General features: G+C 45.6%; 12 protein-coding genes. 3 read left to right on the forward strand and 9 right to left on the reverse strand.

From position 1 onward, the window contains the following. Positions 1-924 (reverse strand): recombinase (locus DXA74_RS13715; protein ID WP_233550561.1); only part of this gene is annotated, 924 nt, incomplete at its 3' end. Positions 925-2,066: 1,142 nt separating this feature from the next. On the opposite strand from DXA74_RS13715, the gene DXA74_RS13720 reads away from it, so the two are divergent. Together DXA74_RS13720 and DXA74_RS13725 are read left to right on the forward strand one after the other, a co-directional pair. Further along, positions 2,067-2,417: a CidA/LrgA family protein gene (locus DXA74_RS13720; RefSeq protein WP_118528531.1), complete on the forward strand. Its 351-nt coding sequence runs from the start codon at positions 2,067-2,069 to the stop codon at positions 2,415-2,417. Continuing rightward, a complete protein-coding gene (locus DXA74_RS13725; protein WP_118528533.1) occupies positions 2,398-3,093 on the forward strand; it encodes an LrgB family protein in 696 nt (231 codons plus the stop codon). Before DXA74_RS13720 ends, DXA74_RS13725 begins: the two co-directional genes overlap by 20 nt. 87 nt (positions 3,094-3,180) lie before the next feature. Here the strand turns inward: DXA74_RS13725 and DXA74_RS13730 are convergent, their stop codons facing one another. From DXA74_RS13730 to DXA74_RS13740, 4 genes are all read right to left on the reverse strand, one after another. Beyond that, the gene (locus DXA74_RS13730) at positions 3,181-3,675 is read right to left on the reverse strand and encodes a CYTH domain-containing protein (protein WP_118528535.1); all 495 of its coding nucleotides are present in this window, start codon (positions 3,673-3,675) and stop codon (positions 3,181-3,183) included. Beyond that, positions 3,665-3,814: a hypothetical protein gene (locus tag DXA74_RS16475; protein WP_199666185.1), complete on the reverse strand. Its 150-nt coding sequence runs from the start codon at positions 3,812-3,814 to the stop codon at positions 3,665-3,667. Before DXA74_RS16475 ends, DXA74_RS13730 begins: the two co-directional genes overlap by 11 nt. A 21-nt stretch (positions 3,815-3,835) precedes the next feature. Continuing rightward, complete coding sequence (gene prfB / locus DXA74_RS13735) at positions 3,836-4,954, reverse strand: peptide chain release factor 2 (protein ID WP_118528537.1); 1,119 nt, start codon at positions 4,952-4,954, stop codon at positions 3,836-3,838. A gap of 87 nt (positions 4,955-5,041) precedes the next feature. Then, positions 5,042-6,850: a long-chain fatty acid--CoA ligase gene (locus DXA74_RS13740; protein ID WP_118528539.1), complete on the reverse strand. Its 1,809-nt coding sequence runs from the start codon at positions 6,848-6,850 to the stop codon at positions 5,042-5,044. 120 nt (positions 6,851-6,970) lie between these two features. Here DXA74_RS13740 and DXA74_RS13745 point away from each other — a divergent pair, with 120 nt between their 5' ends. Beyond that, positions 6,971-8,044: a M20 family metallo-hydrolase gene (locus tag DXA74_RS13745; protein WP_370448515.1), complete on the forward strand. Its 1,074-nt coding sequence runs from the start codon at positions 6,971-6,973 to the stop codon at positions 8,042-8,044. A gap of 8 nt (positions 8,045-8,052) precedes the next feature. Here DXA74_RS13745 and DXA74_RS13750 read toward each other — a convergent pair whose 3' ends face one another. From DXA74_RS13750 to dut, 4 genes are read right to left on the reverse strand one after another with little or no spacing between them, the layout of a single operon-like run. Continuing rightward, the gene (locus DXA74_RS13750) at positions 8,053-9,378 is read right to left on the reverse strand and encodes a murein hydrolase activator EnvC (RefSeq protein ID WP_118528541.1); all 1,326 of its coding nucleotides are present in this window, start codon (positions 9,376-9,378) and stop codon (positions 8,053-8,055) included. Then, positions 9,378-10,199: a DUF4292 domain-containing protein gene (locus DXA74_RS13755; RefSeq protein ID WP_118528543.1), complete on the reverse strand. Its 822-nt coding sequence runs from the start codon at positions 10,197-10,199 to the stop codon at positions 9,378-9,380. Before DXA74_RS13755 ends, DXA74_RS13750 begins: the two co-directional genes overlap by 1 nt. Further along, positions 10,196-11,986 (reverse strand): hypothetical protein, encoded by a 1,791-nt coding sequence (locus DXA74_RS13760; RefSeq protein ID WP_199666186.1) that lies wholly within the window; start codon positions 11,984-11,986, stop codon positions 10,196-10,198. Before DXA74_RS13760 ends, DXA74_RS13755 begins: the two co-directional genes overlap by 4 nt. Before the next feature lie 4 nt (positions 11,987-11,990). Then, positions 11,991-12,425, reverse strand: a complete 435-nt coding sequence (gene dut / locus DXA74_RS13765; RefSeq protein WP_118528547.1) for a dUTP diphosphatase — start codon at positions 12,423-12,425, stop codon at positions 11,991-11,993. Between the last annotated feature and the right edge of the window lie 131 nt (positions 12,426-12,556).

The following is a 12,556-nucleotide window of genomic DNA, read 5'->3' on the forward strand; positions in this document are numbered from 1 at the left end:
TATGGCTTCATTGACCACATTTAGTTTGGTCATTCGGTACAGGTCGCTCACCCTGCATCCTATCAGTGTCTGAAATATGAATATATCCCTCTGTATTGCCAGTTGTGGGGTGGCAGAAAGGTCTGCATTAAAAATCCTGTCCCTTTCTTCGAGTGTTATATAATAAGGTGTACCATATGTACACTCCTCTATCGGAAACTTGTCGAAAGGTCTGTTTGTGGTGCGTTTGTTATCGAAGCACCACAGGAAGAATGTGCGTATTCTTGAAAAACAGTCTATCAGCGTGTTCTTGCTTCTGGGCTGTGGTGTCCTCTTTTCGGGAATGGCTTCATAAATGCTCGGGTAAAGTTCATAATACTGGTATTCGTTCTGAAAGAAATCCCACATATCCCGAAGCGTGTCAGGTGTTACCAAATCCACATCAAGGATAAAGCCCTTTTGTCCTCTCTTTGTAGCCCTTACATATAGTTCATAACGCAGTAAGGCTCTTTTGACAACCCGGAAATTTTTCTTTCGTACTTCCGACAAAGGGTGCTTGTTTAGAAATTCATCGAATAGTTCTCCAATGGTAGGCTTGATAACCACTTCCTCCGGCAAAAAATATTTTTCAGGATGGTAAAATTTATCAAGTGTTGTTTTTAGCCATTCTTTGTCTATTGCTTCCTTTTCTTGTTGATATACCTTCTCGATATAGGTTTTCAACTGGCGTATCTCTTCATTTATATGGGTACGCATTTCTTCATTGCAGACAGCTTTCGTTTTTACACATTCGTCTTTATCATCCCATAGATTGGGATTGATGGCTAACTGAGTAGGAGCAACGGAGTCTAACTGCCTTCCGTTTCTAAAACGGACATAGATTGTAGCCATGGATTCTGTATCATATCGTTTGGCTGCTTTTTTAATGATAAAGGTTACTTTCATAGACTTTCAGGTTGAATTTTACTCTGCTGCAAATATAGATATTTTCCCCACATTTTCCCCACATCTGCTAAATATTTTGCAATTCGATTAACTTGGATTAAAATTTAATAGGATTATAACATATTGAAATACAGTGTAATTGTGGCGTTTTTCCGCATTTTTCTTTTTACCCACATTTTCCCCACTTTAATTATTTCAAATGCGGGTCTGGGTACACGGAAAGCTAAGTATTGAAATTCAATGCTTAGCTTTTTTCTTTTTATCCCCCTCTCTCAAAAACAAAGTCCTTAGACCATCTGTTTCCCCCTCCGTCACAGATTTGTAAGGCCCGAAGCAGGCATTTCTGCCAGAAACTATACCAAAAAGCTATATAAACTTACATTCTGAATGATAAAATAAATAAAACTGAGCGTTTTTTTGTTTTTCAGACTAATTAATGTTATTTTTGCAATCGACTAGGTCAATATACTGGTCAAATATACTTGAGATTAAAGAAAGAAGCGTTATGCTTATCTTGTAAGTTGAAAACCTGAGAATCTTTCAATAGTGTACAAAGATAGCATAGTGGTTCTCACGCTATAGCGTGGGCTGCTATTGTTGCATCTGTACACAAGGTTTTCTCAGGACCTCAACTTTAGGTGCCAATTTGCAGTTCCACGCTTCGTGGTTCTTGCAAATTCCCCTTTTACAATAAAAACCGTGCACCTGAAGTTTCACATAGACCATAAGAAACGATTAGGAAAGTATAATCTGATGTATAACATCGATGTAGGAAAGCAACACAAACAAGACACGCACCTTTATTCAATCTCATTTTACAAAGAAGAAAGAGCAACTCTGTTCAGTTCACACCCTGAAGAGAGTTGCCTTTTTCTTTTATCTCCACTGACCGGCAGAAGCAGAAACACAACAAGAAAAAATGATGGGAAATACCTATCATAACTATTAACCTCACAATTCGGAAGGAAAAAAGCCCAAAAACATAAGGATAGCAAAAAAGAATGCGCAGAAACAAGATATACTTAACAATTGAAGCTTGCTGAGGATTTTTATCCGGATAAATTTCCGCAATTGAAAGATATGCTATACTTTTGCAGCCCGAAAGTAAAAAGATGTTTTTAGACCTTATTTAAGTATTAGTTATGGTTAAGCAATGTACAATTCTGTTTGGATGTCTTGCTGCCGGTGATTTCTTAGTATGGATAACAGGAATAAAACTTCCCGGCAGCATTATCGGAATGTTGCTGCTCACGGCAATTCTCCAAATGGGATGGATAAAATTGGAATGGATTAAGGGTATTTCGGACTTTCTGGTCAGCAATCTGGGATTCTTTTTCGTCCCCCCCGGCGTAGCGCTGATGCTTTATTTTGATGTCATTGCAGCCGAATTCTGGCCGATTGTCATCGCTACGATTGTCAGCACCATATTAGTATTAGTTGTAACCGGCCACGTGCATCAATGGGTAAGAAAACATGGAATTCCTAAACGATAACTTTTTCATCATCGCACTGACTTTTGGTGTGTATTATGCAGCCAAGAAACTGCAGGCTTATACCGGATGGGTAATTTTAAATCCGATTCTGGTGGCCATTCTGGTTTTGATCGGTATCCTGAAACTTACCGGTATTTCTTATGAGAGTTACTCAAAGAGTGCCTCCATCATCGACTTCTGGCTCAAACCGGCCATCGTTGCTCTGGGAGTACCTCTTTATCTGCAACTGAAAAGCATCAAGCGCCAGCTGGTGCCCTTATTGGTTTCGCAACTGGTGGGATGCGTGGTAGGTATCGTTTCTGTGGTGCTCACCGCCAAATGGCTGGGGGCCTCAAAAGAAATTATTGTGTCATTGGCTCCGAAATCGGTAACCACCCCTATTGCCATGGAAGTTACCCAATCGCTTGGCGGTATTCCTTCGCTTACGGCTGCCATTGTCGTAATTGTAGGACTCTTTGGTGCCGTCTGCGGTTTCAAGCTGCTACAAGTGGGAAGGGTAAAAAGCCCCATCGCCCAAGGATTGAGTATGGGAACAGCCTCTCATGCAGTAGGAACTTCCAAAGCTATGGAGTACGGACGGAAATATGGTGCCTATGCCAGCCTGGGCTTAATCCTGAACGGATTGCTCACCGCCATATTGGCTCCGGTAGTATTGCATCTGATGGGAATCGTATAATAGCTTCTATTCATAAAAACCAAAATCGGGACGGTTGCTGTATGTTGCAGACCGTCCCGATTTTGGTTTATTCTCTGACGCGAAGGCTTACTCCAGCCAATCGCGAATCTCGTCTTTCCACTGACAATAAGGATGAACACGCATACAGGAATTATAGAAGCGACGGTCGCCAGTGACCTCACGCCCCAAAAACGACGGACGCGCAAAAGGCTCATCAGCAGACTCCAGTTCCACCTCGGCCAATACCAGTCCTTCATTCTCGCCATAAAACTCATCTACCTCAAACACATGCCCTTCATAAGGCACCAGATAGCGGGTCTTGTCAATAATTCCCGGTTCACAAATCTTCATCAGGTCGTGCGCGTCCTGAAGAGAAATCTCCTTTTCAAATTCGTAACGCACCAGACCACCCTGATCCGACGGTCCCTTTATTGTCAGATAACCTTTCTCGTCACGGATTCTCACACGCACGGTGCGCCCTTTCATGCTTGAGATATACCCTTGCATGATACGGCTTGAAGAAGAGGCCTGCTCTTTAAATGAGCCCTTGACCAGAAACTTACGCTCTATCTCAAAATGCATTTCCTACAATTGAAAAGGCAATCAGACTCAAGATGCACAACAAAATCAGTACACCGATCAGAGACCGGATTACACGTTTGCCCTGCTGCTCCTGCAACTCTGCACGATGAGCAGCTTTCTTTCTTCTTTTCTCACTCATACGGCTATCCGTTTAAAAGGTTTATACATTCTCCTCACCGGCAAACTCCATCAGGTATGCCTTGATGAAGCCGTCGATCTTTCCGTCCATCACGCCGTTGACGTCTGAAGTCTGGAAATTCGTCCGGTGATCTTTTACCCGGCGGTCATCAAACACGTAGCTTCGTATCTGACTGCCCCACTCGATCTTTTTCTTTCCTGCCTCAATCTTGGCCTGGGCAGCCTTACGCTTCTGCAAGGCACGGTCGTAGAGCTGTGATTTCAAAAGACGCATGGCGTTTTCACGATTCTCCAGCTGCTTACGGCTCTCGGTATTCTCAATGAGGATTTCTTCTTCCTCGCCGGTATCGGGATCTACATACTGGTAACGCAAGCGCACACCGGTTTCCACCTTGTTGACGTTCTGTCCTCCGGCACCACCGGAACGGAACAAGTCCCAAGACACTTTGGACGGATCTACATAAATCTCTATCGTATCATCAACCAAAGGAGTAACGAACACAGAAGCGAACGAGGTCATGCGCTTTCCCTGAGCATTATAAGGCGATACACGCACCAGACGGTGCACTCCGTTCTCAGACTTGAGATAGCCATAGGCAAACTCACCTTCAATCTGCATAGTAACCGTCTTGATTCCGGCTTCATCACCGTCCTGCAAGTTGCTGATCGTACATTTATAACCATGTGCTTCGGCCCAACGCATATACAGACGCATCAGCATGGAAGCCCAGTCCTGACTCTCGGTTCCTCCTGCTCCGGAATTGATTTTCAACACGGCATCCATAGAATCTTCTTCCTGACGCAGCATGTTGCGCAACTCCAGATCTTCCAGAGCGCTTATCGCCTTGGAATAGGCTTCGTCAACCTCTTCCTCGGTGACCATCTCTTCTTTATAGAAATCAAATGCCAGTTCCAGTTCATCGGCCAGCGTCTTCACTTCGTTGTATCCTTCAATCCATTTCTGCAGACCTTTGACTTTCTTCATCTGCTCTTCGGCGGCCTTGGCATCATCCCAGAAACCCGGGGCCTGTGTTCTCAGCTGTTCTTCCTCTACCTGCACCTTCTTGTTCTCGATATCCAGATACCGATACAGGGCGGCAGTACGTTCTTTTACATTCTTCAGTTGATCAATGGTTATCATAAATAAAAAAGCTTTTCTATATGCAAAGATAACGAATATTCATTACCCTGATATAGAAAAGCCTGACTTTTTATTTTTTAGCTGCCGCTACTCGGCATACATGGCATCAATCTGCTCCTTATAGTTGATGTTGATCACAGAACGTTTCACTTTCAGCGTATTGGTCAACTCACCTTTTTCCATGCTGAACGGCTCCGGAAGAATGGTGATACGCTTAACCTGCTCGTAATGGGCAAACTCCTGCTGCAAGGTGTTGATACGTCCCATCAGTACCCTCATAATCTCTTCCTTGGCACATAAATCTGCCATATTGGTGTACTGGATATCCTTCTTGGCGGCGAACTCCTTCAATACATTATACTCGGGTACAATCAGAGCCGATACAAACTTACGCTGGTCGGCAATGACCACTATCTGATCAATAAAACGATCTACCACCAGTTTGGATTCTATCATCTGAGGAGCTATATACTTGCCGTTCGAAGTCTTGAACAAGTCTTTGATACGCTCAGTCAGATAAAGTTCTCCATCCTTCAGATAGCCGGCATCCCCAGTATGGAACCAGCCGTCGGCATCAATAGCATTCCGGGTGGCCTCTTCCTTCTTATAATACTCTCGGGTAATTGATTTTCCACGTAACAGGATTTCATTCTGTTCGCCGATTTTAAGCTCCACGCCATCTATCACACGTCCTACGGAACCAATGGTCTTCACCTTACCCAGCCAGTCGCACGATACGGTTGCGGTAGACTCAGTCAGCCCGTAACCGGCCACCATACGGATACCGGCAGAATGCACGAACTCTTCAATCACCGGAGGAATAGCTGCTCCTGCTGTCGGGAAGAAGTTGGCACGCTCCAGTCCCAAGGTCTTTTTCAAGAGAGCAATTACGGTCTTCTCAAAAAATGCATAGCGCAAACGAAGCGGCAGCGGTGCCGGAATATTGCGCAACTTATATTTCACATTATATTCTTTTCCTACACGCAAAGCTTCATGCAGCAACTTGCGCTGCATCGGGTTGCTATGACGGATTTTTTCCTGTACTCCCGCATACACCTTCTCCCAAAAACGAGGCACAGCACACATACAGGTCGGGTGCACCTCCTGCAAAGATTGAAGAATGTCTACCGGACGCAGATTTATAGCCAACTGCACGCCTTCTGCAATACCCAGATACGACCATGCACGCTCAAAAACATGAGTGAAAGGCAAAAAATTCAGGAACACATCCTCTTCCGTAAGACTCAGCACCCGATCATTGGCCTGTATTCCGCAATGATACATCAAATGCGTGAGCACAACACCCTTACTGTCTCCCGTCGTACCGGAAGTATAAAGAATATTGGCCTTATCTGCCAGACAGGCGGTCTGGCTGCGCTCCTCAACTTCTTTCTGATGAGGTAAGTTCTCTCCCAAAGCCAGGAATTCATCAAAATAAATAGACACCTGATCCTGCGGATTCTTCACTACCGCACGGTCAAAGATGATGAGTTTCTGCAATGTATCACACAAAGGCATCACCCGAAAAGCAATGTCATACTGATACTGCTCTCCTACAAAAATATAGCGGATTGAAGCATCGTGCACCATGTACTTGACTTGCGCCTCAGAACTTGTTGCATAGAAAGGTATTGTCACTCCACGTATTCCATAGGCACCGAAATCCACAAACAGACACTCTGGTTTGTTCTGCGAAAAGACAGCGATATTTTCCTGAACCTCCACCCCCAGAGCCAAAAATGCGTTCGACACTTTTCGAACTGTTTCGGAGAAAGCATTCCATGAAATCGGAATCCACTTGTTCTGATCGTAGTCCCTGTAAGACAAGGCCGTACGCTCACCATATTTTTTTGCCTGTTCGTGAACCAGAACAGCAAAAGGACTCATGTTTACCATAACTTCAGTTTTTTCACTTCACAAAGATATACTTTTAACTGAATTTTACGCATAAGAATTCTAAAAAAATTTATCTATTTTTTTTATTCATTATATCTTTGTTCAAATAATGATGGATTTATGATGATAGATACAGATTTTTTGACGCAAGAAGCAGTGGAACTGCTGAGCGACCTGATCCGAACCCCGTCGATAAGTCGGGAAGAAACCCAGGCCGCAGACTTATTGGAAGGATTTATTCAGAGTAATGGCATCGAGACAACTCGCGACGGAAATAACATCTGGTGCATGGCGCCGTCGTACGATTATCGGAAGCCAACCTTACTTTTAAACTCACATATTGACACCGTAAAACCGGTAAGCACCTGGAAAAGAGCCCCATTTGAGGCAACTCTTGAAAAAGGCCGCCTATACGGACTGGGAAGTAACGATGCCGGTGCCAGCCTAGTGTCCCTCTTACAGGTCTTTCGTGAGCTTTCCAAACAGAACCAGCCCTATAACCTGATATTCCTGGCCTCAGCCGAAGAAGAGGTTTCGGGCAAGAACGGTATTGAAAAAATCTTACCACAACTTCCTCCCATTCATGTGGCTTTGGTGGGAGAACCCACACAGATGCAACCGGCTGTAGCCGAGAAAGGACTGATGGTATTGGACGTCACGGCATACGGCAAGTCCGGACACGCCGCCCGAAACGAAGGAGTCAATGCCATCTACAAAGCTCTGGAAGACATTCAATGGTTCAAGGATTATCAGTTTGCCGAACAATCGGAATTATTGGGACCAGTCAAGATGAGTGTGACCGTCATTCAGGCTGGAACACAGCACAATGTCGTGCCGGATCAGTGCCACTTTATCGTGGACATACGCAGCAATGAGAAATATAGCAATGAGGAAATCTTCAAGACAGTCTGCAAACACATCAAAAGCGAAGCCAAGGCACGTTCATTCCGCCTGAACTCTTCATCCATTGCCCTGGAGCATCCGATTATCCGAAAAGCAACGGATATGGGAAAGAAACCTTTCGGATCACCGACTCTTTCCGATCAGGCACTCATGAAATTTCCTTCCCTGAAAATGGGACCGGGGGCTTCATCCCGTTCGCATACGGCTGATGAATATATTGAAATCAAAGAAATCCGCGATGCGATACAGACCTATTATGACCTGCTCAACGGACTGGATATAAGCAGATAGGGACTTCCCTATCTGCCAATCCATTGTTCAGGATTCAATTTATTGCGTTCCTTACGCAACTGGAAATGCAGTACACACTTTCCGGCTCCATCCTCTGCTATTGCTCCGATGAGGTCGCGTGTACGTACCGTCTGCCCATTGCGTACAATAACGCTTGAGAGATTACAATATACCGAAATGTAATTACCATGACGGATCAACACATTGTAGGTTCCTCCATACTGGAACACCGCAGTCACTTCACCGTCAAAAATAGCACGGGCACGGGCACCCTTCTGCCCGATGTAGTTCGTACCTTTATTATCCAGACGCACATTCTTCAGCCCCGGAACATTATAGGTTCCGAAATGTCCCGAAATCATATAACTTCCGGTTATCGGCACCGGCAAACGTCCTTTATTCTTTTCGAAATTACTGCTCAGTGCATTATCAACCGGAGTACGCCATGCTCCGGCGGCAATATCTGCTTTTTTCTCCGGAACCGTTTTCTTGTCACGCGATTTCGTCTTTTTCTTTTGCGCGGCACGCGCCTGTGCTTTGCGGGCAGCCTCTTCGGCCGCCTTACGTTTGCGTTCCGCTTCGGCCGCAGCCCGGCGACGGGCCTTCTCAATCTCTTCGGCAATCACAGCATCAATCTTACGGTCCAGTTCGGCCAGTTCCTTCTGCTGGCGATTGATCTGGTCAACCAGTATTTTTTCGTGCTTCTGCAAACCGGCCACAACTTCCTTCTGCTGCTGTTGCTGTTCAATCAAAAGTTTGCGCTGCTGCAATGTCTCGCGTACCAAAGCAGCCATCTCTCCTTTTGCTGTCAGCAACTTGCCTTTATCAGCCAACAACGCTTTCTGTTTCTGCTGAATCTGTACCCCCAATGCATTCTGGTATTTGGCATATTCGCGAGCATAACGGGCTCGCCGATACATTTGAGTGACACTTTTTGCCGAAAAGATAAAGATCAGCGGACTCTGTATCGCCTGATTGGTGCGAGCATACAACAATGACTGTTTATAGCGTTTCTTTACCTTCTCCAAGTTCTCTTCCTGGGTCCGAATCTGCTGTTCCAGTGTTGTAATGCGTTGATCTACATTGGCTATTTTCTGTTCCATTTCATTGATGTAACGCAAACGGCTCTCCAGCTGCACATCAATAAAGTTTATGGTCTTGATTTTGGTATCGACATCTTTGCGGGTACGGTTCAGTTCTGTCTTTGACTGATTCATCTTTTTCTGTACCTCAGTCTTCTTTACCTTCAATGCCTTCACACGGGCACTGTTCTGTGCCGCAACATACCCCGGCAACAAGACCATACCCCAAAGCAACAACTTCGTTTTATCCATTACATCTGCAATAATTTCTTAAACAAAGTAGAAGGATCCACGCGCTTATACTTGCCTTCGGGAATCTCCGTCAGTGACCAGTCTGAATTATTCCGGATATTAGACAAACTCATAATCGCCTTGATCTCTTTTCCCATGCCCGATGCACTCATCTGCATTTTATCAGGAATACCACTGCCGTCAAAGTGCAGATAATGCCAGTCAAAACTCTGGCCTGCATTCTGAGGAGCGGCAATGTGCGTATTCAGCAACAGGTTTCCTTCCGGCTTCACAGCAAACTGCAAGGTAAACAGAGACACCTCCTTGGCAATCAGATACAGCAATCCGTTCTTCTTCTCCACCGTAAAGTCCTGATCCGTCAAAGCACTTTTTTTTCCGGGGACAAACAACTCATTCCAGAAAAGAGCCTGCAGAGAATAAAAATCCAGGCCGCTGCGTTTCAGGAAATCCACATCCCGATAAGCCGCCTTGACATACTGTTTTCCCATACGGTCGAGCACCAGCATATAGTCCGGAGTAAACTCAACACGTCCCACTTCCATTAAAAAAGCAGAAACAGACATCTGTATGGCCTCATCCTTCTTCATTTTCAGATTTCCGCCTACAGTAACTCCCTTGCTTCCCATCTGCAGTTCCAATGAAAGCTTGGCCGTCAGCGGCCGGCTGGACTCTACCTTTTTACCATTCAGGGCACTGACAATCTGCTCGGTGCGGGCTGTGCTTTCCGGAGTAACGTCCGTAATACTCTTGGTAGAACGACAGGAAGACAGCAACATTGCCAGGCACACCACCGTGCCTGCGATATATTTATTCCAACTCATGGTGCTATGTATTTTTTCTGTTTGATTTTCTGTTCCAGCAAATCGGAAGCTCCGTCCAGCTGACTGGCCTTTTTCCAATATTCCAAAGCCTTGTCAGGTTCCTCACAATGGAAATAGATGTCTCCGGCATGTTCCAACACACCTCCATTGATTGATTCACGGTTTTCCTTCTCCTTATCCGTCTGGGGTTCCTTATCGTAGTAGGCAACAATCTTATCCATATAAATCTTTGCCTCCGCATATTTCCCCTTCAGGAAAAGAATCCAGGCATAAGTATCCAGATAAGTCACGTTGTCCGGCTCAGCCTGCACTGTCTTATAACTCATTTCCTGAGCCTTGTCCAAATCCTTGTTCTCAAGCGACAGGAAATACGCATAATTGTTCAATGCGCCCAGATTATTGTCCTTATATACCAAGGCCGAGTCATAAGCCGCATAAGCCTTCTCGTTCTGATTCTGCTCGTGATAGAGATCGCCCAGAATGCTATACATGTCCGACACCATACCTTCATCTCCCGGTGCCTTTTCCTGCCGCAATCCCAGTTCAAAAGTCTCGATGGCCTGCTTCTGCTCATCCAACTGATAATGAGAAAGACCTTTATAATAATAAAATACCAGCATATCGGGATAATACTGCACTCCCTTCTGGCACAAGCGAATCAGTCCCTGAAAATCCTGCTTCTTGATATTAATCATGATCAGTTCCTGCAAGGCCAGCTTGTTGTCGGGTTCCAGCTCCAGTACCTTATTCAAGGTGACGGCAATAGAATCCTTACTGTCTTTCTTTACGGTCTGATAGGCCGCATACATCATCCACATGTCGGCACCCGAGCGCGGATCGGCCAACAGTCTTTGGAAAGTAGCCCGCACCTGGGCACTGTGTACACTGTCCTGCGGCTGCTGGCTGACATAATCCTTCATCACCCGCAGTCTGGTAGATGCGTCCGTAGCCTCCCCAAAGAGCAGACGGTCCAGATTAGCCTGATACAAGGAGTCATCCTTAATGGTCTGTGCATAGTCCATCAGTGCCAGACGCAAAGTCTGGTTGTCCGGTTCCTTCTGTTCCACCTCATCGAATATCTGCTTGGCCTTATCCAATTCGCCGTTAGACATATATTGGGTGGCCAGCACAACCCGATAGGACAAATCATTGGGAAATTCGTTGGCCAAAGCCTGCAATTCGGCATAAGCCTTGTCCTTTTCCTTAAGCTGCATATACATCCAGTACTTGTCCATAGAGATTTGCAGATTCTTTCCTTCCAGTGTCTCTATACGGTTCAGCACATCGATGGCCTGCGTATACTTCTTGTCATTCTGATACAGGCTCACCAAGCGCATCAGCACATCCGAACGCTTCGGATTCAGACGCATCATTTCTTCCAGACAAGTCTGCGCCTTGCCCCACTCGCTGCGGCTCAGATAGAATCCGGAGAGCATTTCGCGATACCAGATATTATCGGGTTCGAGCGCGGCGGCACGCTCCAGATACTGCACTCCAAGACTGTCGTTCTGCATATAAATGGCATACAAGCCAAGGTCATACAAAGCCTCGCCCGATTTCGGATTCAGATCCAAGCAATACTGCAACAGAGTATAGGCCGCGTCGTGATTGCCCAGAATCTTCTGCTTTACAGCTTCGGTATAATAATAGTCATACTGACGGTTATCGTAAGGAGACGGCGGTGTTTCTACAGCCACACTCTTACGGGCAGCCCCACAGGCAGCCATCAAGACGGCCAGGCCACAGCCCAGCATCATCTTTCCCAAATAAAAATATATTTTCTTCACTTGATTATTTTTGTCCTGAATGTCCGAATCCCCCTTCTCCACGCTCTGTTTCCTCCAAGGAGTCTACCGGCTTCCAACGAGCCTGCTCATAGCGTGCGATCACCATTTGTGCAATGCGCTCTCCATCCTGAATGACGAAAGGCTCCTGCGACAAGTTTATCAGAATAATGCCGATTTCTCCACGATAATCGGCATCGATGGTGCCCGGAGAATTCAGCACGGTTATTCCTTTCTTCAAAGCCAGTCCGCTGCGGGGACGTATCTGCGCCTCTGTTCCGGCCGGCAAGGCGATATACAGTCCGGTAGGAACCAGACAACGCTGCATCGGCTGCAAAACAATCGGTTCGTCCAGATTTGCCCGGATATCCATGCCGGCAGACTGCAAGGTGGCATATTCCGGAAGCGGATGATGAGACTTATTAATGACTTGTATTTCCATAACTTATTCCATATTTATCTTATAGATGCAAAATTAGGTATTTCCATAGAATAAACGGTTGTTTTTTCCGGGGAAAAGTCGTTTTCATTCTCTTTTTACATTACTTTTGCATATCAATCAATTCAGACAAA

It is taken from the genome of Bacteroides sp. OF04-15BH, assembly GCF_003477995.1.
In the GTDB taxonomy this organism is placed as follows: domain Bacteria; phylum Bacteroidota; class Bacteroidia; order Bacteroidales; family Bacteroidaceae; genus Paraprevotella.

Bases quoted from the DNA above. Each gene is read 5' to 3' on its own strand.
- DXA74_RS13730 (WP_118528535.1), bottom strand. From the start codon at position 3,675: ATGCATTTTGAGATAGAGCGTAAGTTTCTGGTCAAGGGCTCATTTAAA.
- DXA74_RS13740 (WP_118528539.1), bottom strand. From the start codon at position 6,850: ATGGTAAACATGAGTCCTTTTGCTGTTCTGGTTCACGAACAGGCAAAA.
- dut (WP_118528547.1), bottom strand. From the start codon at position 12,425: ATGGAAATACAAGTCATTAATAAGTCTCATCATCCGCTTCCGGAATAT.
- DXA74_RS13750 (WP_118528541.1), bottom strand. From the start codon at position 9,378: ATGGATAAAACGAAGTTGTTGCTTTGGGGTATGGTCTTGTTGCCGGGG.
- DXA74_RS13720 (WP_118528531.1), top strand. From the start codon at position 2,067: ATGGTTAAGCAATGTACAATTCTGTTTGGATGTCTTGCTGCCGGTGAT.
- DXA74_RS13755 (WP_118528543.1), bottom strand. From the start codon at position 10,199: ATGAGTTGGAATAAATATATCGCAGGCACGGTGGTGTGCCTGGCAATG.
- DXA74_RS13725 (WP_118528533.1), top strand. From the start codon at position 2,398: ATGGAATTCCTAAACGATAACTTTTTCATCATCGCACTGACTTTTGGT.
- DXA74_RS13745 (WP_370448515.1), top strand. From the start codon at position 6,971: ATGATGATAGATACAGATTTTTTGACGCAAGAAGCAGTGGAACTGCTG.
- DXA74_RS16475 (WP_199666185.1), bottom strand. From the start codon at position 3,814: ATGAGTGAGAAAAGAAGAAAGAAAGCTGCTCATCGTGCAGAGTTGCAG.
- prfB (WP_118528537.1), bottom strand. From the start codon at position 4,954: ATGATAACCATTGATCAACTGAAGAATGTAAAAGAACGTACTGCCGCC.